Source organism: Burkholderia stagnalis, assembly GCF_039848545.1.
GTDB classification, from domain to species: Bacteria; Pseudomonadota; Gammaproteobacteria; order Burkholderiales; family Burkholderiaceae; genus Burkholderia; species Burkholderia stagnalis.
The window spans coordinates 113,812-133,856 of record NZ_CP156687.1; the positions used below are offsets into that span (position 1 = coordinate 113,812).

The following is a 20,045-nucleotide window of genomic DNA, read 5'->3' on the forward strand; positions in this document are numbered from 1 at the left end:
AGCGCCGGCATCCGCAGTGGCCGTTACGGCATCAGCCGATCGAGCAGCGGCGACCGGAAGATCCGGTGCGGGTCGTAGCGTTCGAGGGTCGCGCGCGCCGCATCCCAGGTGCTCGACGGCGGCTGGCCTTCACGATGCAGGTTCGGGATCGTCGTGGCGAGCATCGTGCCGTCCTGCCACGCGGCCGTGTCCGTATAGCCCCAACCCTTCGACCATTCGGGGCGCAGCGTCGCATACGAGCCGGTGTAGTTCGCGAGCATCCATTGCTCGATCTCGCGATAGAAGCGATCGGCGCCCGGCGTGCCCGGTAACGTCAGGATGTCGAACCACACGGCGATGTCCCACTCCGGATGGTCGGGGCGCGGCTTGAGCGCGGACAGCGCGGGAACGGCCGCGCCGGCGCCGGCATCGGCCGGCTTGTCGAGACCGGTGACACGGATCTCGACGGGACCGTTGATCGGATACTCGCCGCGCGCCGTGTATGCGTCGATGCGGTTCTGATAGAACTGCACGAATTCGCTGATCACGCGCTGCACGTCGGCGCGCCGTGCCAGTATCGCGTAGCCGTTCGCGGTGACGCGCAGCGTCGTCGGCCGAATGTACTGCAGCACGCTGCGCGACCAGCCCCAGATGTCCCCGCTGAGCGTGAGCGCGAGACCGGCGGTGGTGATCGCCAGCTGCGTCTGGCCGAACAGCGGCGTCAATTTGCCTTCGCCGCCGACCACGATCCGTTTGACGAGATCCGAGAGGGACTGCGGGATCGAATCGGAGAACGGATAGTTGTACGGCTGCGTGACGGCGCGCGACAGGAACGGTTTGCTGGGCGTCGGCGTCCAGACCTTGAGCCACGGGTTGGTCGTGAACGGGAACCAGATCGCTTCCATCCGGCCCGAGCGATCGAGAAACGACGCGATCGTGCGGCCCGGCGTGCCGGCCGGCGCAAACAGTTCGGAGGACGGAATGTCGACGAAGCTCTGGCAGCGCAGCCGCTGGTTCGGGCCTGCCGTCAGCGTGACCTCGACGACGAACGCCCGCCCGATGTGCGCGAGGAACGCGCCGATCTCGGGATCGCTGCGCTCGAACCGGTGCAGCACGTATTGCTGCCGGGCCGAATCGAACACGACCGCGGTCAGCGCGACCACGAGGTTGCTCAGCGAGCCGTAGGTGTGGCCCGGTTGCAGGGTTTCACCGGTCGCCGGTACGGCGGTGCCGTGCGCATCGATCGCGAGCGCGCCGCCGAGCGTGATGCCGCCCGGCGCCGGCGCGGCAATCACGCCGAGACCGTACTGCTCGAGTGTCGCGAGCAGCGACTCCAGCGAGACGCCCGTTTGCGCGGTGACGCGCGCCGGGCGTGCCGACGTGTCGACGGAGACGGCAGTCAGCGACTTCGTCGTATCGAGCAGCACGAGGTTCGCGGCGCCGGCGCCTGGGTCCAGCGTCAGCGGCGACCAGTTGTGCATGTAGCCGCGCGGGCGTATCCGGTAGCCGTTCGCGCGCGCCCAGTTGACTGCCGCGACGACGTCGTCGGCGGAGCGCGGCGCGGCGGTCCATACGTCCTGCACGGCGATCTCGCCGCTCCAGTTCTGGAACGCCTGCTTGTAAAGCGGGATGTCGGCCGGGAAGCCGGGCGGCGTCGCGCCGGCCGTCCGCGCGTTTGCCGCGATCTGGTAGAGCGGCGTCCAGCCGGTGACGACGCCTGCCGCCGCGAGCTTCGCCATGTCGGCGAGGAAGGCGCGACGCGGCGCGGGTTCGTCTCGGAAGTCGTGACTCATGGTGTGCTCCAGTTTTCGGAATTGTTATGACGATCGGAAAGACGACAAATGACGCGTCGGTGCCGGGATGCGGCAAGTCGAGCAGGAGCGACGCGGGATGAAACCTTGGCGGGCCAGGGTTGAAAAGGCGCTGCGTTCGGCAATGCGCGGCCGCGCATCGTCATGGGCAGGGTATGGAGATTCGACCGGATATCGTGCGACGAAGCGCTAGCCGCGACGATCGGTAAAAAATAATCGCATGTGAGTATTTATTCCCCATGTTTCGTTTTTTTAAATAAACCCGGTCGCAATTCGGAATCGGTTGACGATTTGCCTTTTATTTCGCCGGGAAGGGTAGCAACTTGTCTGACGGGTGGCAAGCGATGGAATGGATAAATAACGTGCGTTTTGGCATGGCTATTTTGTGACGGGTGGCAATTTCGTTATTTGTGGATATTTTGCAACGTCCGTATCGGGTGGCGCCGGGCGTGTTGTTCAGGGATATTTTTATTGCCCGGAAGTGTAATCGGCGGCGGGGCCGCAGGGATGACGGCAGGAATTATGCCGCGCCGTCGCGCAGGTTGAATCGATCGTTGAGAAAATCGAAACAATTAATTGTCCGGAACACCATGCCCGAGGCCGAAGCCAGGCCGATGAACGGGGAAGCCTTGGTGAAATCCGCCAATTCTTCCGTCGAATGGCGTTTTGCAGACGAAAGTCTCTAGCATGCAGCGCGCGGATAATTATTACAAAATTTCGTGGTAAATAAGAGCGAATATATCCGGCGCAAACTGGCGGATCGATCGATTTCCGTTCGATGGGCGGCGTCGTTTGAAAATAAATGTCCAGTTAAATGCAAATATTTTCAATCATCGCTATCATACGCGGCTGGGGTATTCATGTATCAAATTCAATGGCGTGAATCGTTTCGTTTCTGGTTGCGATTCTTCGCGCTTTCATTCAGCCGCGCTCCATGACTTAAACCGACGTTTCAGCTTCAGCTTGCAGGGTTCGCCAGTAACGCCAGTAACGCGAGTAACGCCAGCAACCATCTCAATCACCGCGACGCCGGCCGCATGGCGCCGATCAATACGGAGGAAACATCGTGTCTGTTTCACGCTTGTCATCGGAATGCTCGATCGTCGGTGACGAGGCCGCGCTCGCCGCGCCTGAAGATCAATCGCAGGCGCACGGCGTCTTCTGGATCGCGGGCCATGAACGCTTGCCCGATGGCGCGCGGCGCGTGGCCGAGCAACTCGGCGCGGGCTGGCGCGTGCGCGAACTGGACGCGGACGCGCCGGACGAACCGCCGCCGACCGTCGAATGGCTCGCCGCGCGCCTGCTCGAGCAGATCGTCGCACGCCAGCCGCGCGGGCCGTACCGGCTTGCGGGCTGGTCGTCCGGCGGCCTGCTCGCGTACGAGGTGGCCACCCAGCTGATCGGGCGGGACGAGACGGTCGAGTTTCTCGGCATCGCGGGCGCACCGCTGCCGGCGGCCAACGTGGACGCACGGCTCGCCGAGTCGATCGCGCACCGCGGCAGCGGCCATGCAGGCGATCCGGGATGGGCCGAATCGGCGCTCGATCACGCGTTCGCCCATTACGAGCCGTTTTCGCTGTCGATCCCGGTTCATGTGTTCGAGCTGCGCAGCGCGGGCACGGCCGCCGCAGCGCCGTCGGAAGCCGCGGCAGGCTGGTTGGCGCGGCTCCCGAACGGCAGGCTTCATTGCATCGACGCCCCAACGCGGCATGACGCGCCGGGCGCCGTCGCGCAGGCGCTTGCCGACGCGATCGCGCATGCGCTGCGGGACGCGCGCCGGGCGGCGGACAGCACCGCCACCGACCGCGTGCGGCACGCGCCGGAGCGCCACTATCAACCGCACCTGCCGATTCAACGCGGCGCGCCGGGACGCGGGCCGATCGTGGTGATTCCGGGCGCGGGCGACAACGTCGCGACGTTCCTGCCGTTCTCGATCGAGGTGGACCCGGCCTGGCCGATTCACGGCCTGCAGCCGCGCGGCCTCGACGGCGTGCTCGTGCCGCATGCGAGCGTCGCCGCGGCGGCAGCCGCGTATCTGCCCGTCGTCGAGCGGCTGGCGGCCGACGCGCGCGAGCCCGTGCACCTGATCGGCCATTCGTTCGGCGGCTGGGTCGCGATGGCGCTCGCGTGCCGGCTGCAGGCGAGCGGCCGGCCGCCCGCGTCGCTGACGATCGTCGACACCGAGGCGCCGGCGTCGGGGGGCCGGCTGGGGCGTCAATACACGTTCACGAGCGTCGTGTGGAACCTCGTCCGCGCGCTCGAAACGGCCACCGGCCGCCCGCTCGGCATCGCGCACGACGCGCTGTTGCGCGCGGACCGGGCCGGGCAATGGGCGATGCTTCATCGCGGCATGGTCGACGCTCGCATCATTCGCGGCGCGTCCGGGCCGCGCGACCTGCAAGGCATCGTGCGCGCGTACGGAACTGCCCTGCGCACCGGCTACGATCCGGCCGCCGTGTATGCGGGGGACGTGACGCTCGTGCTCGCGGCCGACTTCGACGGCGCGGAGCACCGTCTCGCGCCCGACGACGTGCTGGCCGGCTGGCGGCGCTTCGCGCCGCGCATCGCGCTGTGGCGCTGCCCCGGCAATCACTACACGATGATCCGGCCACCGCACGTCGAGCACTTCGCGCAATGGTGGCAGCAGCGGGTGCGCGGCGACAGCGGCATGGCCGCCGCCCCCACGCCCGCGCGCGATCTCGCATCGAACTGAACAGGGAAACGGCGCGCCGCCTTCGCGCGTGAGCCGAACGCCTCGGCGCGCGCGGGCGGCGGCGCGCCGCGGCGCCAACCGGCGCAACGAAGCGTGACGACGCATGACGAAGCGCACGCCGCGCAAGCGCCGGCGTCGGCGTTGCGCCGCTGTCCTCAAGCACGCACAACAAGGAGAGTCAGATGGTCGCGATCTTCGCGAAGCTCGGGAAGGTGATTTCGAGCGCCGGCAGCGAGCGGTTCGCATCCGACATGCATGCATTGCTGGTCGAATCGGTTCCGCTCGCGATCACCAGGATGACTGAATGGACGCTCGACGAGCCGGCGGGCGAAGTCGTCCACGTGGAATCGCTCGGCACGTTCGGCGCGCCGCGCGACGACGGGCGCGGCGGCGCGCCCGCCGGGCACGTCGGGCGGGAACCGGCCGCGCATCCGCTGCACAAGCGGATCGTGGCCGCCTGCGACCGGCAGCTCATTCATGTCGATCCGCTGATGCGGCGCGGCAACGGCGGCGAGGCGCCGCCGCCGCGCGCGGGCTTCCAGTGCCATCTCGTGTCGCGCAAGGCGAATCGCCGCTACGTGATCTCGCTGCATCGCACGGCGTCGCATCGCGACTTCTCGTTGCAGGAGATGTCGTTCCTGAAGAATTTCGCCGATACGCTGCTGCCGCTCGTCGAGTGGCATGCGTCGACGCGCCGGCACGACGGGCTCGAAGGCGCGGCGCCGCGCCGGGCGGCGGAGGGCGTGCCCGGCGTCGAGGCGCTGCGCCATGAGTTCGAATCGCGGCTCGCGCGCGCGGCGGTCGTCCTCTCGGCGCGCGAAAGCGAAGTGTGCCTCGGCCTGCTCGCGGGCAAGATGCTGCGCGAACTGGCCGGCGAGCTCGGCGTCAAGGAAAGCACGATCGAGACGTACATCAAGCGCGCCGCGGTGAAGCTCGGCATCAGCGGCCGGCACGGGCTCACGAAATGGATGATCGACGATTGCGTGCCGTGCGCGTCGGCGGCGTGACGCGTGGTGATGCGTGGTGACGTTGGGGGCGGCTGCATCGACGAAGCCGGATCGCCGCCCATGTCCCGGCTTTCCGTTGCAGACATTCCGTCGCACGGGTGCTTCAATCCACGTTCCGGGCGAATCGCCCGGCACGCCGGCTGCTCCCGCCTGCTTTCCGCGCGGCGGGCCGCGGCCGTTCACCTCCCGTCACCGCTCGCCTGGAACCGCTTCATGCACGAATCGACCGCTGCCGTGTTGGACGAATCGACCCTCGACTTGCGCGTGCTTCACACGATCCGCGCGTTTCGGCACCTGGCCGCGCGCCTGCCGGCGCCGATCCGTCTGTGCCTGTTCGCCGACGCATCCGATCGGCCGGCGCCCGGCACGGGCGATGCGCAGCGGTTCGTCGCGAGCGCGCTGGCCCGCCTCGGCGCGCACGACGTGCGGTTCGAACCGGACGGCGCGGCGCGGCTGTCGTCGTTCGAACTGTTGATGAGCCGGCGCATCAGCGCGGCGTTCGACTATCGCTACGACGGGTTCGAGTCGCCGGCACGCATGGTGAGCGCGCAGCGCGCGGCGGAACACTTCGATTTCGACGCGCTCGGCGCGGGCATCGAACGGGTGCGGATCCTGCGCGAAGCAGGCGTGTCGCTGTCCGCATATGCGAGCGGGCGGCCCGACCGGCCGGCGGTGGTGATCGCGCTGCCGTGCGGCATGCCGCTCGACCTGTGCCGGCCCTGGCTCGACGCGCTGGCCGAGCGCCACTTCGTGCTGACCTGGGAGACGCGCGCGCTGTTCGGCGCGTGCGACGCATTCGACACGGCCCGCACCGGCATCGACGCGCAGGTCGACGATCTGTTCGCGGTGATGGACCGCTTCGAGGCCCGCCGCGCGCACCTGATGGGCCTCTGCGGCGGCGCCGTCGTCGCGTTGCAGGCGGCGGTCGCGCGGCCCGATCGGGCCGCGTCGCTGAGCCTGTGGTACGGCGATTACAACCTGCCGGACGAATCGCTGCGCACCCGGCATCAGTTGAACTACGCATGGCTGATGGAAACCGCGGCGCAAGGGCGCGATGCCGCGCGCGATCTGCAGCGCATGTGCGCCGATCCGTCGACGCTCGTCACCGTGCCCGGCGAGATCGCGCATGCGGCGCTCTATCCGTATGCGAACGCGGAGCTGATGTATCGCTATGCGAAGCTGAGCGACGCGCTCAACAAGGCCGACGTGCTCCAGTTGCTGCCGCGCGTGGATTTGCCCACGCTCGTCGTCGCGGGCGACGACGACGACGTCACCGGTTGCGGCGGCTCGGTGTTCGTCGCCGGCCGGATTGCCGGCGCGCGGCTCGAAGTGGAGGCCGGCGGCAGCCATCCGAAGCTGTTTCGCGCGTCGCCCGCCTCGGCGCAGCGCGCGCTGCAGTTCCTGGCGCGCCACGCATGAGCATGACGCGCGTCGCGCTGCGTGGCGCGCGCGTTCAGGTGCTCGCGCTTGAAGTGCCGCCGCCTCAGGTGCCGAGGCGGGGCGATGCGCAGCCGCGCCGTGCGCTGCTCGTGCCGCCGCATGCTTTCGCGGATCCGGTCGCGGCCTCCGCGCCGGCCGTTTCGTCGAGCATCCAGCGCGTGAGGCCATGACGCCCGCCGAAGCCGAGCTTGACGGCCGCCCGTTTCAGGTAGGTCTCGACGGTGCTTTCGCGCAGCGCGAACCGCCCGGCGATGGCGGGCACCGTGTCGCCGGCCAGCAGCGCCGTGCATGCCTCGATCTCGCGCGTCGACAGCTTGACGCCGGCCTGCCGCAGGCGGTCGGTGAACCGCCGCGCCAGGCGTTCCCGGCCGGATTGCGTCGCGGGCGGCGCGGCGGCGGCCGGGCGGGCGGCTGGTGGAGCCGCATCGAGCGCCGCGACGTGGCTTTCGACGATCGGAAACAGCACGTGCGACAGTTCCTTGAGGAAGGTCCGCTCGTGTGGCGCGAAATCGTCGAACGTGTTCGCGCGATACAGCGAGATCAGGTAATAGTGGCCCCCCTTGCGAGTCGCGAGGTGGAATTGCGCGCCCCGCAGCGGCACGATCGCCGCCTGCGCCAGGAAGAAGCGGTCGAGCAGCGCGCGGGTCGGCCCGTGGCCGGCGAGCGTGTCGTCGACGTGCAGGCGGCTCGGGTCCGGGCGCGGCGGCATGGGCGGCCCGTATGCGGCGGCGGGCGGGCCGGCCTGCGCGAGCGCCGCGCCCACCGCGCCGAGGCTGCGCACCTCGAGATCGCCGTGCGGCGCGCCGTCGGCCGCGAGTGCCGAAATGCGGATCTCGTCGACGGGGACCGCCGCGGAGATCAGGCTGTACAGCATTCGGGGAAAGCGTCGGCTTCCGCTGCTCGAGATCGCTTCGCCGACGTGTGCGAACAGTCTGTTGAACTCCATGACAGGATTCCTGATGAGACGTTGAAGCTGCGCTTGCGCGCATGGCGGCCGGCATGATTTAAACACCCGGCCGCGCATGCGTCTGTAACGGATAGCCGGGACAACCGACGAATCGCAGGTCGCCGAATCCGGCCCGGCGCGCGGCGACTGTCCCACTTTTCTGCGACAGACAGCGCGCGGCGGCGATGGTCAAATCGACGCTCCGACGCTTGAAGCGGTCGCCGGCCCTGGCGATGCGCCGTCCGTTGAAAAGGGGATCGCCGTGCAAGTTTCCGAATCGATACGAGAGGATCGCCGCGTGACGGAGCGGCATCGTCCGGACGTTCGCTCGCTGCATCACGCGTTCGGCGAGCGTGCGCGCGAATATCCGCATCACGTTGCCGCCGCCGATGAAACCCGGCGGCTGACGTATGCGGAACTGGACCACCTGTCGTCCGCGTTCGCGCGCACGCTGCGCGACGAAGGCGTCGTGCGCGGCGCGCTCGTCGGCCTCTATATGACGCGCGGCGTCGACATGCTCGTCGCGCTGCTCGGTATCCTGAAAGCGGGCGGCGCCTATCTGCCGATCGATCCGACCTATCCGCGCGAGCGCATCGCGCACGTGGTCGCGGACAGCGGCGTCGGCCTCGTCGTCTGCACGGCCGGCACGGCGGCCGGACTGTCCGGCGCGAACGTGCGCATGCTTGCCGCCGACGCGCTGCTGCCCGCGCGCGCGGCCGCCGACGGCTACGTCGAGCCGGCGTCGAGCCCCGACGATCTCGCCTACGTGATCTACACGTCCGGTTCGACCGGCAAGCCGAAGGGCGTGATGGTCGAGCATCGCAACGTGTTGCACCTGATCGAGCAATCGCGCGCGTGGTTCGACTTCGGCGCATCCGACGTGTGGTCGCTGTTCCATTCGATCGGCTTCGACTTCTCGGTGTGGGAGGTGTGGGGCGCGTGGCTGACCGGCGCGCAGGTCGCGGTCGTGCCGTATGCCGTGTCGCGGGAGCCGGCCGCGTTTCACCGCTGGCTCGCGCATCACGGCGTGACGGTCGTCAATCAGACGCCGTCGGCGTTTCGCCAGCTCGACGCGGTCGATCGCGGCGCGGCGCAGCCGCTCGCGCTGCGCTACGTGATCTTCGGCGGCGAAGCGCTGCCGCCGTCGCTGGTCGCGCCTTGGCTCGCGCGCCACGGCGACGAGCGGCCGCGGCTCGTCAACATGTACGGCATCACCGAAACGACCGTGCACGTGTCGTTCAGGCGCATCACGCGGCGCGACGTGCAGTCGACGGCGAGCCCGATCGGCGTGCCGTTGCCGCACCTGCGGCTGCATTTGCTCGACGAACGCGGGCGGCACGTCGCGGATGGCGTGACGGGCGAGATCTACGTGGAAGGCGCGGGCGTCGCGCGCGGTTATCTGAACCGGCCCGAACTCACCGCCGAGCGCTTCGTGCGGCTGCCGTGCCCGCAGACGGGCAAGCCCGTGCGCGCATACCGGACGGGCGATCTCGCGCTGCGTTGCGAGGACGGCGAATACATCTACGTCGGCCGTGCCGACGAACAGCTGAAGATCCGCGGCTTCCGGATCGAGCCCGGCGAAATCGAGGCGACGCTGCTGCAGGACGGCTCGCTCGATGCATGCCATGTATGCGGTCACGACTATGGCGAAGGCGACCGGCGGCTCGTCGCCTACGTCGTGCCGGCGCACGGCGCGCAGCACGCGACGGATGCGGCGATCGCCGGCCTGAAGGCGCGCGCGGCCGAGCAGTTGCCCGATCACATGCGGCCGTCGGCCTACGTCGTGCTCGCCGCGCTGCCGTTGACCGCGCACGGCAAGATCGACCGGCGCGCGCTGCCCGCGCCGGAAACGGCCGCATGGGCGCCCGCCGCGGACGCGCAACCGGGCGCCGCCGCCGCGCCGCGCACCGACGAGCTCGCCGCCGTGCTGGACGTGTGGCGCGAACGGCTCGGGCTCAAGGGCATCGGGCCGCACGACGATTTCTTCTCGTTCGGCGGCACGTCGCTCGCGCTGATCCGCTCGTTCGTCGAGCTGAAAGCGCGCTACGGCATCGAGTTCGAGCTCGGCGCGCTCGCGAGCGGCGCGACGGCGGCGACGCTCGCGCACTTCATCCGGTCGCGGCGCGTCGACGCGCCGGCGCAGGCTTGCTGACGGACGCGCGCGATGCGCGCCACGGTCATGCGGCTCGCGCATCGTCGTCGTCCCGCGTCGCGGGCCGGCCCGGCGCCGTGCCGTCGCGTCGCCGCTGGCGCGCGCTGGCGGTGGCGTGCGCGCTGCTCGCGGGGTTGCCGGGCTGCATGCTCGGGCCGGCTTACCGGCCGCCCGACGCGTCGTCGCTGAAGATCCCGGACGCGTGGCACGCGACGTTGCCGCACGACGGCAGCGTCGTCGAGCTCGCGCGCTGGTGGCGGCAATTCGACGATCCGGCGCTGTCGGCGCTGATCGACGCGGCGCAGGCGGACAGCCCGACGATCGACGCGGCGCTCGCGCGGCTGCGCCAGGCGCGGGCGAGCCGCGCGACGAGCATGGCCGGCCTGCTGCCGAAACTCGACGGCATCGCGTCGTTCAACCGCTCGAACGCGAACACGCAGGCGGTGACGTCGAACGACGTGAGCCAGTCGACGTCGATCCAGAGCGGCGAACTGGACACGATGCGCGCCGGGCTGCAGGCGTCATGGGAAATCGACCTGTTCGGCAAGACGCGGCGCAGGCTGCAGGCCGACGCCGCGCGCATCGACGCGCGGGTCGACGATTGGCACGACGCGCGCGTGAGCGTCGCGTCCGACGTGGCCGACGCGTATTTCCGCACGCGTGCGTGCGAATCGCTCGTCGACGCGCAGGCGGACGAGCAGCGCTCGCGGATCGCGTCGGACGAGGTGACGCGGCGGCGCGTCGCGGCCGGTTTTCTGTCGCCGTCGGACGCGACGCTGCCGAAGGCGTCGATCGCGGAAGGCGAGGACGTGCTCGCGCGCCAGCGCGCCGAGTGCGAGGCGGACCGCAACGAGCTCGTCGCGTTGACCGGCGTGCCGCGCGACGCGCTCGACGCGCGGCTCGCGGCGGGCTACGCGAAGGTGCCCGAGCCGCGCGGCGGTGCGCTCGACGCGCTGCCGGCGCGCACGCTCGAGCAGCGGCCCGACGTGCGCGCGTTGGAGCGCACGCTCGCCGCGGCGAGCGCGGAGATCGGCGAGGCGATCGCGACGCGCCTGCCGTCGGTGTCGCTGTCGGGCTCGATCGAGATCGACCGTTATCAGGTCAGCGGACAGTCGTTGACGCTGCGGCCCTGGCTGTTCGGGCCGACGGTCAACGTGCCGCTGTTCGACGGCGGCAGTGGCGCGGCGCGCGTCGAGGGCGCGCGCGGGCGCTATGACGAAGCGCTCGCGAACTACAAACGGAAGGTCAGGCAGGCGGTGATGGAAGTCGAAAACGCATTGGTGCGGGTCGAGGCGTCGGTCGGGCGGGAACGCGCCGCGCTCGTCGCGCAGGAGAATTACAGGCGCTATGCGCAGACCATCGAGCGGCGCTTCGGCGCGGGCACGAGCGACGTGCTCGAAGTCGAGACGGCGCGCCGGCAGTACGTGACGAGCCGCCAGTCGGTTGCGTCCGCGCGGCTCGAGCGCGCGCAGGCGTGGGTGGCGCTGTATCGCGCGGCCGGCGGCGGCTGGCGGCAGGCTGACACGGCGAGCGATGGCGGGGCGGATGGGGCGGACGGGCCGGAGAAAAGGCAGGCGGTGACGGACGGGCCTGCGACGAGCGATGTGCGCATCGCGAGCGAGGCGGTGCGATGAGCGGCGCGCGTATCGACCGGGTCGTCCGGCGCGCGGCGGCGCTCGCGTGGGTCGCCGCGATGCTTGCGAGCGGTTGCGGACCGTCGCGGCCGTCCGCGGATCAGGCTACGAATCAGCCCGCGAACCAGCCCACGAATCAGGATGCCGCCCGGCCGGCCGCGTCCGCCGCCCCCGGCAACGCCGTACTCGGTGTGAGCGTCGTCGCCCCCGAGCTGCGGGACTGGGCGACGCGCGAGCAGGCGAGCGGCGCCGTCGCCGCCTACGACGAGATCGAGCTGACCGCGCCCGGCGAGCTGCCGCTCGCGGCCGTCGACGCGCGCGTCGGCGATCGGGTGCGCAAGGGGCAGGTGCTCGCCCGCTTCGACACGGCCGGCCTGGCGGTGAAGCGCGCCGACGCGCAGGCGGGCGTGGCCGAGGCGAGGGCGCGGCTTGCGCAGACGAGTGCGCAGCTCGACGGCGCGAAGACGCTCGACGAAACCGGCTCGATCAGCCGGCAGGACCTGATCAAGGCGCAGACGCAGGAGAAGGTGAGCGCCGCCCAACTGGCGGGCGCGCAGGCGCGTCTCGCGGGCATCGAATTGCAGCTGCGCCGCGCGACCGTGCGCGCGCCCGACGACGGCGTGATCGCGACCAGCAAGGCGATCGAAGGCGCGGTGCCCGCCGCCGGCGCGGCGGTGTTCACGCTGATCCGCGGCGGCCGGCTCGAGTGGCGCGCGCAGATGGGCGCGGGCGCGCTCGCCGCGATCCGCCCGGGGCAGCCGGCCGAGCTCGTGCGCGCGGATGGCGGCACGGCGCGCGGCGTCGTCCGCCAGGTGTCGCCCGTGCTCGACAAGACGACGCTCGCGGGCATCGTCTACGTCGACCTGCCGGCGGACGCCGGCGTGCAGGCGGGCGGTTTCGTGTCCGGCGCGATCGTGACGGGGCGCACGCGCGCGCTGACGCTGCCCGATTCGGCCGTGGTCGCGCGCGACGGCTTTCATTACGCGTGGACGATCGACGCGCGCCATCGCGTCCACCCGGTCAAGCTCGTGCGCGGCCGCGCGCAGGATGGGCGCGTCGAGGTGGTCGCGGGCTTGCGGCCGGACGAACGCGTCGTCGCGTCGGGCGCGGGCCTGCTCGGCGACGGCGATACCGTGACGATCGTCGCGGCGCGCGCCGCCGTCGCGCCCGATGCACCCGGCGCACCCGGCGCCGCGAGCGGGGTTGCCGTGCCGGCTCCCGTTCGCGTCGCGGAGAACGGGGGGGCGCGGTGAACTTTCTCGAATGGTCGGTCCGCCGGCCGCTGCCGACGATCCTGCTGTTCGCGCTGCTGTGCATCGGCGGTGCGCTCGGCTTTCGCGCGTTGCCGGTGGCCGAGCTGCCGAGCGTCGACGCGCCCGTCATCGCGATCGACGCGAGCCTGCCCGGCGCGACGCCGTCGCAACTCGAGCGCGACGTGACGCGGCCGATCGAGCAGGGCCTCACCGGCATCGGCGCGGTCAAGCGCGTGCTGTCGCAGGTTAAGGACGGCCGCTCGCATACCACCGTCCAGTTCGCGCTCGAGGCCGACCCGCGCGATGCGCTCGAGCGCGTGCGCGCCGCCGTCGCCCGCGTGCGCGGGCGTTTGCCGCCGGACATGCCGGAGCCCGTCGTCGCGCAGGAGCGCGTCGAGCGGGTGCTGCTGGTGTACGCGGTGTCGTCGGCGCGGCTCGATGAGGTCGACCTGTCGTGGTTCGTCGATTCGACGCTCGGCAAGGCGCTGCTCGCCGTGCCGGGCGTCGCGCGCGTCGAGCGGCAGGGCGGCGTGGACCGGCAGATCGACGTCGCGTTGAATCCGGTCGCGCTGCAGGGGCTGCGGATCGATGCGGGCGACGTCGCGAAGCAGGTGCGTGCGCGGCTCGCGGACGCGCCCGCCGCGCGCGTCGACATCGACGGCCGCGCGCAATCGGTGCGGATGGCGCAGGCGGGCACGGGCGTCGCGGCGCTCGGCGCGCTCGAGCTGTCGCTGGGCGACGGCCGGCACGCGGCGCTGGCCGACCTCGCGACGCTGCGCGACGCGACCGCGAGCACGACGCAACGCGCGCTGCTCGATGGCCGGCCCGTCATCGGCGTGCAGGTGATGCAGGCGCCGGGCGCGGACGAAGTCCGCGTCGCGCAGGGCGTGCGCGACGCGATCGAACGGCTGCGGCGCGCGCATCCCGATGTCGACGTGCGCGGCGTCGCGGATTACGTCGCGCCGATCCAGCACGTATTCGACGGCGCGATGCGCGCGCTGCTCGAAGGCTGCGTGCTCGCCGTCGTGATCGTGTGGCTGTTCCTGCGCGACTGGCGCGCGACGCTCGTGTCGGCGTCGGCGCTGCCGCTGTCGATCCTGCCCGCGTTTCTCGCGATGGCGTGGCTCGGCTTCTCGCTGAACCAGCTGACGATGCTCGCGCTGATTCTCGTGATCGGCGTGCTCGTCGACGATGCGATCGTCGAAGTCGAAAACATCGCGCGCCACCTCGGCGACGGCAAGCCGCCGCTGGTCGCCGCGCTCGATGGCGCGCGCGAGATCGGCGTCGCGGTGATCGCGACGTCGCTGACGCTGGTGGCGGTGTTCCTGCCGACCGCGTTCATGAACGGCGCGATCGGCCGCTACTTCAAGCAGTTCGGCTGGACCGCGGCGGCCGCCGTGCTCGCGTCGCTCGCCGTCGCGCGGCTGCTCACGCCGATGATGGCCGCGTACGGGCTGCGCCGCGCGCCGCCGCCGCACGGCGAGAGCCGCGCGATGCGCGGCTATCTCGCGTGCGTGCGCTGGTGCGTCGCGCGGCCGGGGCGCTGCCTGCTCGTCGGCGCGGCGTTCGTCGTCGCGTCGCTGATGGCGCTCGCGGCGCTGCCGAAGGCGTTCCTGCCGGCGCAGGATCGCGCGGAGATCGTCGTCGGCGTGCAGGCGCCGCCCGGCAGCGACCTCGACGCGACGCGCGCGGCGGTCGAGGCCGCGCGGCGCGCGGTGGCGGGCGTGGCCGAGATCGCGTCGGTCTACGCGACGATCGGCGAGCGCGGCGCATCCGGCGGCGCGACCGATGCGGCCGTGCTGACCTTCGCGCTGACGCCGCCCGGCGCGCGCGCGCGCGCGCAGCCGCAGGTCGAGGCGGAACTCGCGCGCCGTTTCGCGGCGGTGCCGGGCGTGCGCTTCACGGTCGGCGACAAGCAGACGGACAAGATGATGTCGATCGTGCTGTCGAGCCGCGACGGCGCCGTGCTCGACGAGACCGCGCGCCGCGTCGAGCGGGCGCTGCGCGCGGCGCCCGGGCTCGGCGCGGTCGGCTCGACGGCGGCCGCGCGCCGGCCGGCGCTCGGCGTGGTGCTCGACGGGCCGCGCGCCGCCGCGCTCGGCGTCACGCGCGAAGCGGCGGCCGACGCGCTGCGGATCGCGACGGCGGGCGATACGCCCGAGCGCCTGCCGCGGCTCGACGTCGGCGGCCGCCAGGTGCCGGTGCGCGTGCATGCGGCGGAGGCGGCGAACACGGCGAACGCGTCGCTCGGCGCCGCCGGCTGGCTGGGCCGGCTGCCCGTGCCGGGGCGCGACGGCAGCGTGCCGCTGGCGAGCGTCGCGCGGCTCGTGGAGGACAGCGAACCCGCGCAGATCGACCGTCGGGACGGCGAGCGTTACGTGACGCTGGATGTCGGCCTCGGCGGCCGCCCGCTCGGCGACGTGATTGCACAGGTCGACGCGTTGCCGGCGCTGCGCGACCTGCCGGCCGGCGTGCGCCGCGGCGCGAGCGGCGATGCGGAATCGCTCGACGAGCTGTTCGGCGGCTTCTATTACGCGATGCTGTTCGGCCTGGCGTCGGTGTACGCGATCCTCGTGCTGCTGTTCGGCGGCTTCGTGCTGCCGGCGACGGTGCTCGTCGCACTGCCGCTGTCGCTCGGCGGCGCGGCGGCGATGCTCGCGGCGAGCGGGCTCAGCCTGTCGCTCGCGTCTCTCGTCGGCCTGCTGATGCTGATGGGCCTGTGCACGAAGAACTCGATCCTGCTCGTGCAGTACGTGCTCGTCGCGCGCGAGCGGCAGCGGCTGTCGCGGGTCGACGCGATCGTCGACGCGTGCCGCAAGCGCGTGCGGCCGATCGCGATGACGACGTTCGCGATGATGGGCGGGCTGCTGCCGCTCGCGTTCGACCCGCAAGGCGACGTGTTCCGCTCGGCGATGGCGATCACCGTGATCGGCGGGCTCGTCACGTCGACCGCGCTGAGCCTGCTGCTCGTGCCGGTCGCGTTCGTGGTGCTCGATGCGCTGCAGGCGAGGATGGCGAAGCGGTTCACGCGGCGTGCGGACGAGGCGGTGCGTGGCGGTGAAGGCGGGAGCGGGGGCGAGGGCGTGAGCCGCGTCGACAGCGGCGGCCTGCACGGCCGGCGCGACCCGGACGCGCGCGGTCGGCAGGACGAGCGCAATCCGCAGGACGAGCGCGCCGACGCCGAATCCGTGCGGAGTGCGTAGCGCGACACGACACGACGCGACACGCACGCCGATCCCGCATCCGTGCGGAACACATCGGAACACATCGGAACACATGGCAGCCCCCACGCGGACGATGTCCCGCCATTCGGTGGCAGACGCGCGCCGCCGCGCGGCCTACGATGCATGCGTCGATCGCCGCGCGCGCGGCCGACGACGCGCCCCCCGGTCCGTCCTGCCCGGCGAACCGGTGTGAACCGAACTCACCGGCGAGGACACCGTGACCCGGCCCATCCCGAAGCTGCTTCATCAGATCTGGTATCAAGGCGAGCATGCGCTGCCGGACAAGTACCGGCGTTACCACGCGACCTGGCGGCGCCATCATCCGGACTGGACGCTGCGCGTGTGGGACGCGCACACGCTGCGCGAGCACGTCGCCGCGCACCACAGCGGATTCCTGCCGCGCTACGACGCGTTCGCGCACGACATCCAGCGCATCGACAGCGCGCGCTACTGCGTGCTCGACACGCTCGGCGGCGTGTATGCCGACATGGACATCGAAAGCCTGCGGCCCGTCGACGCGCTGTTCGACGGCCGGGCGCTCGTGCTGTCGGGCACGCGCGACTACAACAACGCGCTGATCGGCAGCATGCCCGGCCATCCGCTGTGGCGCACCGCGCTCGACGCGTTGTGTGCCGGCGCGAGCGCGCCGCTCGACGACCTGCCGCCGCGCCTGCGTACCCGCGCGGCGATGCAGATCGCGGCGACCACCGGGCCGCGTTTCTTCTCGATGTGCGTCGAGCGAAGCGGCGTGGCCGCGTGGCCGACGACCCTGTGCTGCCCCCGCGACTATTTCGAGCCGGAGGCCGCATCCGCGCAGGCGGCGGCAGACGCGGGCGCCTACGGCCGCCACGACATGGACCTGAACTGGCAGCCGCCGCATACGCGGCTGCTGTCGCGACTCACGCGCGTGGTGTTCGCGGCGCACGCGAAGCTGCGCGGCGCGCAGCGTTGAAGGCGCGAGCGCGGTGGGCGTCCACCGCGCCCGGCCCGCGCGATCGCCACGCCCCGCGCGGCGTCACGGCGTCACCGCGTCACCGCGTCACGGCGTCACGGCGTCACGGCGTCACGGCGTCACGGCGTCACCGCGTCACGGCGTCACGGCGTCACGGCGTCACGGCGTCACGGCGTCACGGCGTCACCGCGTCACCGCGTCACGCCACCACGCCACCACGCCATCACGCCATCACGACGCCGGCATCAGCACCGGCTGCTCGTCGAGCGCCGGCGCGTCATCCGTCGCGCGCGCAGGCACGCCGAGCTTCGCGCTGAAATACTCGATCGTGCGGCGCAGCCCGTCGTCGAGCGCGACGGCCGGCTCCCAGCCGAGCCATTCGCGCGCGCGGCCGATGTCGGGGCAGCGCTGCGTCGGATCGTCGACCGGCAGCGGATGCGCGACGATCCGCGAGCGCGAGCCCGTCAGCGCGACGATGCGCTCGGCGAGCGCGCGCACCCGGATCTCGACCGGGTTGCCGAGGTTGACGGGCCCGGTCACGTCGGCGGGCGTCTGCATCATCCGGATCAGCCCGCCGACGAGATCGTCGACGTAGCAGAATGCGCGCGTCTGGCTGCCGTCGCCGTACAGCGTGAGGTCGTCGCCGCGCAGCGCCTGCACGATGAAGTTCGACACGACGCGGCCGTCGTCGTGCTGCATCCGCGGCCCGTACGTGTTGAAGATCCGCACGACCTTGATGTCGACCCCGTCCCGCCGGTGATATTCGAAGAACAGCGTCTCCGCGCAGCGCTTGCCTTCGTCGTAGCACGCGCGCGGGCCGTGCAGGCTGACGTTGCCGCGATAGCTCTCCGGCTGCGGATGGACGACGGGGTCGCCGTACACCTCGCTCGTCGACGCCTGCAGCACGCGCGCGCCCGTGCGTTTCGCGAGCCCGAGCACGTTGATCGCGCCGACCACGCTCGTCTTGATCGTCTGCACGGGATCGCGCTGGTAGTGCTGCGGCGATGCCGGACACGCGAGGTTGTAGATCTCGTCGACCTCGACGCGCAGCGGCAGCGTCACGTCGTGCCGCAGCAGCTCGAAGCGCGGATGGCCGAGCAGCGCCGCGACGTTGTCCTTCGCGCCCGTCAGATAGTTGTCGATGCACAGCACGTCGTGTCCGAGCCGCACGAGGCGCTCGCACAGGTGCGACCCCAGGAAGCCGGCGCCTCCCGTGACCAGAATGCGTTTGCGGGTGAACTTCACGATGTCGCTCCTGATTCGAAGACGTCGATGACGCGGCCAGCCGGCCGCGTCCGCGGGTGGGTGCGGCGCTCAGGCGCCGTGATACGACGGCCGGCCGATGCCCTCGGCGACGAGCAGGCGCTCGACCATCTCGTCGATGAGGGCGTCGAGCGGCGTCGTGATGCGCCAGTCGGGGTAATGCGACCGGATTTTCGTCAGGTCGCTGACGTAGCAGATGTGATCGCCGATGCGCGCCTCGTCGACGTACGCGGTGACCGGCTTGCGCCCGCTCGCGCGGCCGACGGCGTCGAGCGCCTCGATCACCGAGATGCTGTTGTCCGCGCCGCCGCCGAGGTTGTAGACCTCGGCCACGCGCGGCGCGTCGTAGAACGCGCGGATGAAGCCGCAGACGTCGCGCGAATGGATGTTGTCGCGCACCTGCTTGCCCCGGTAGCCGAAGATCCGGTATTCGTTGCCGAGCACGACGGTGCGCGTCAGGTGGTTGAGGAAGCCGTGCAGCTGCACGCCCGACTGGTTCGGCCCGGTCAGGCAGCCGCCGCGCAGGCAGCAGGTGCGCAGCCCGAAGTAGCGGCCGTACTCCTGCACCATCACGTCGGCCGCGACCTTCGATGCGCCGAACACCGAATGGCACGACTGGTCGATCGGAAAATCCTCGCCGATGCCGAGCGCGTCGGCCGGGTCCGCGTAGACCCAGCGCGTGTCCGTCTCGGCCAGCTTCAGGCGGTTCGGGCCGTCGCCATACACCTTGTTCGTCGACAGATGGACGAATACGGCCTCGGGGTTCGCGCGGCGCGTCGCCTCGAGCAGGTTCAGCGTGCCGCCCGCGTTGACGTCGAAGTCGTCGAACGGCATGCGCGCGGCGAGATCGTGGCTCGGCTGCGCGGCCGCGTGCACGACGAGGTCGGGCGGATTGTCGGCGAGCAGCTTCAGGACGCCCGCGCGATCGCGCACGTCGAGCGCGTAATGGACGTAGTTGGGCACCGCGCGCTCGAGGTGGGCGCGGCGGCGCGTCGTGTCGCCCGCGTCGCCGAAGAAGCTGGCGCGCAGGTTGTTGTCGATGCCGATCGCGCGTTCGAAGCCGGGCGCGAGCGTTTCGACGACTTCGGAGCCGATCAGGCCGGCCGAGCCGGTGACGAGTAACGTGGACATGGCGGCGTGCTCAGTAGGTGTGGAACTCGGCGGGGAACGTGACGGTGCGCGACGGGTCGCGCTTGAAGTCGAACAGCAGCACGACGCGCGTCTTCGTGCCGCGATTCCACGCTTCGTGCTCGGTGGTGTCGTCGAACACGAGGCACGAGCCGGCGCTCCAGCTGCGCACGTCCGGGCCGACGCGGATCGCGCAGTTCTCCGACGGCTTGAGGCCGATGTGGCAGCGCAGCACTTCGTTCGTGTAGCCGTAATGCGGGCCGATGTAGGTCCCCGGCGCGAGCGACGAGAAGCCGGCGTTCACGAGGCCCGGCACCGTTTCGAGCAGGCGCGTCGTCTCCGGGCACAGCAGGCAGTTCTGCTCGACGCGCTGCTCGGCCTTGAAGAGCGGGAAGACGGTCCAGTTGCCGTCGTAGATGTTCGTCTCGGGCCACTTGATGAAGGCGGCCTGCGCGAGTTCGTCGAGCTCGCGCAGGATGGTTTCCCAGCCGTGCGCGACGGCGGGGATCATGGGGAACAGCTCGGGCTGGTAGAACATGGTCG

The 20,045-nt window shown here is 71.0% G+C and carries 13 protein-coding genes; 8 read left to right on the forward strand and 5 right to left on the reverse strand.

The window, feature by feature from the left end:
* Positions 1 to 23: 23 nt before the first annotated feature.
* On the reverse strand, positions 24 to 1,772 hold the full coding sequence (locus ABFO07_RS31350; protein WP_060017922.1) for a cholesterol oxidase substrate-binding domain-containing protein: 1,749 nt from the start codon (positions 1,770 to 1,772) through the stop codon (positions 24 to 26).
* A gap of 1,084 nt (positions 1,773 to 2,856) precedes the next feature.
* On the opposite strand from ABFO07_RS31350, the gene ABFO07_RS31355 reads away from it, so the two are divergent.
* The 3 genes from ABFO07_RS31355 (at position 2,857) to ABFO07_RS31365 (ending at position 6,929) form a co-directional block, all read left to right on the forward strand.
* Positions 2,857 to 4,503: a thioesterase domain-containing protein gene (locus ABFO07_RS31355; protein ID WP_260427141.1), complete on the forward strand. Its 1,647-nt coding sequence runs from the start codon at positions 2,857 to 2,859 to the stop codon at positions 4,501 to 4,503.
* A 182-nt stretch (positions 4,504 to 4,685) separates the two neighbouring features.
* The gene (locus tag ABFO07_RS31360; RefSeq protein ID WP_060350832.1) at positions 4,686 to 5,510 is read left to right on the forward strand and encodes a helix-turn-helix transcriptional regulator; all 825 of its coding nucleotides are present in this window, start codon (positions 4,686 to 4,688) and stop codon (positions 5,508 to 5,510) included.
* Between the two features lie 213 nt (positions 5,511 to 5,723).
* Positions 5,724 to 6,929, forward strand: a complete 1,206-nt coding sequence (locus ABFO07_RS31365) for an alpha/beta fold hydrolase (protein ID WP_060017926.1) — start codon at positions 5,724 to 5,726, stop codon at positions 6,927 to 6,929.
* A gap of 64 nt (positions 6,930 to 6,993) precedes the next feature.
* Here the strand turns inward: ABFO07_RS31365 and ABFO07_RS31370 are convergent, their stop codons facing one another.
* On the reverse strand, positions 6,994 to 7,896 hold the full coding sequence (locus tag ABFO07_RS31370) for a helix-turn-helix transcriptional regulator (RefSeq protein WP_060017927.1): 903 nt from the start codon (positions 7,894 to 7,896) through the stop codon (positions 6,994 to 6,996).
* A gap of 262 nt (positions 7,897 to 8,158) precedes the next feature.
* Between ABFO07_RS31370 and ABFO07_RS31375 the strand changes: the two genes are divergently transcribed.
* The 5 genes from ABFO07_RS31375 (at position 8,159) to ABFO07_RS31395 (ending at position 17,111) form a co-directional block, all read left to right on the forward strand.
* A complete protein-coding gene (locus tag ABFO07_RS31375; RefSeq protein WP_347469870.1) occupies positions 8,159 to 10,048 on the forward strand; it encodes an amino acid adenylation domain-containing protein in 1,890 nt (629 codons plus the stop codon).
* Entirely contained in the window at positions 10,042 to 11,682 is a 1,641-nt protein-coding gene (locus ABFO07_RS31380) for an efflux transporter outer membrane subunit (protein WP_124491341.1), read from the forward strand. Before ABFO07_RS31375 ends, ABFO07_RS31380 begins: the two co-directional genes overlap by 7 nt.
* Positions 11,679 to 12,935 carry an efflux RND transporter periplasmic adaptor subunit gene (locus tag ABFO07_RS31385; protein WP_347469871.1) on the forward strand — a complete coding sequence of 419 codons (1,257 nt, stop codon included), beginning with the start codon at positions 11,679 to 11,681 and terminating at the stop codon, positions 12,933 to 12,935. Before ABFO07_RS31380 ends, ABFO07_RS31385 begins: the two co-directional genes overlap by 4 nt.
* On the forward strand, positions 12,932 to 16,138 hold the full coding sequence (locus ABFO07_RS31390; RefSeq protein ID WP_347469872.1) for an efflux RND transporter permease subunit: 3,207 nt from the start codon (positions 12,932 to 12,934) through the stop codon (positions 16,136 to 16,138). The genes ABFO07_RS31385 and ABFO07_RS31390 overlap by 4 nt, the downstream gene beginning before the upstream one ends.
* Positions 16,139 to 16,376: 238 nt before the next feature.
* A complete protein-coding gene (locus tag ABFO07_RS31395; RefSeq protein WP_347469873.1) occupies positions 16,377 to 17,111 on the forward strand; it encodes a glycosyltransferase family 32 protein in 735 nt (244 codons plus the stop codon).
* Positions 17,112 to 17,342: 231 nt separating this feature from the next.
* On the opposite strand, the gene ABFO07_RS31400 is transcribed toward ABFO07_RS31395, so the two are convergent.
* The 3 genes from ABFO07_RS31400 to ABFO07_RS31410 all read right to left on the reverse strand — a co-directional run bounded on the left by ABFO07_RS31400 (position 17,343) and on the right by ABFO07_RS31410 (position 20,040).
* On the reverse strand, positions 17,343 to 18,356 hold the full coding sequence (locus ABFO07_RS31400; protein ID WP_059884198.1) for a UDP-glucuronic acid decarboxylase family protein: 1,014 nt from the start codon (positions 18,354 to 18,356) through the stop codon (positions 17,343 to 17,345).
* Positions 18,357 to 18,425: 69 nt separating this feature from the next.
* Positions 18,426 to 19,505: an NAD-dependent epimerase/dehydratase family protein gene (locus ABFO07_RS31405; RefSeq protein WP_059810818.1), complete on the reverse strand. Its 1,080-nt coding sequence runs from the start codon at positions 19,503 to 19,505 to the stop codon at positions 18,426 to 18,428.
* A 10-nt stretch (positions 19,506 to 19,515) separates the two neighbouring features.
* On the reverse strand, positions 19,516 to 20,040 hold the full coding sequence (locus ABFO07_RS31410) for an aspartyl/asparaginyl beta-hydroxylase domain-containing protein (protein WP_059563232.1): 525 nt from the start codon (positions 20,038 to 20,040) through the stop codon (positions 19,516 to 19,518).
* Positions 20,041 to 20,045 lie beyond the last annotated feature (5 nt).

Excerpts from the sequence above, each read along its gene's own strand:
- ABFO07_RS31385 (WP_347469871.1), top strand. The coding sequence starts at position 11,679 with ATGAGCGGCGCGCGTATCGACCGGGTCGTCCGGCGCGCGGCGGCGCTC.
- ABFO07_RS31365 (WP_060017926.1), top strand. The coding sequence starts at position 5,724 with ATGCACGAATCGACCGCTGCCGTGTTGGACGAATCGACCCTCGACTTG.
- ABFO07_RS31405 (WP_059810818.1), bottom strand. The coding sequence starts at position 19,505 with ATGTCCACGTTACTCGTCACCGGCTCGGCCGGCCTGATCGGCTCCGAA.
- ABFO07_RS31410 (WP_059563232.1), bottom strand. The coding sequence starts at position 20,040 with ATGTTCTACCAGCCCGAGCTGTTCCCCATGATCCCCGCCGTCGCGCAC.
- ABFO07_RS31370 (WP_060017927.1), bottom strand. The coding sequence starts at position 7,896 with ATGGAGTTCAACAGACTGTTCGCACACGTCGGCGAAGCGATCTCGAGC.
- ABFO07_RS31350 (WP_060017922.1), bottom strand. The coding sequence starts at position 1,772 with ATGAGTCACGACTTCCGAGACGAACCCGCGCCGCGTCGCGCCTTCCTC.
- ABFO07_RS31360 (WP_060350832.1), top strand. The coding sequence starts at position 4,686 with ATGGTCGCGATCTTCGCGAAGCTCGGGAAGGTGATTTCGAGCGCCGGC.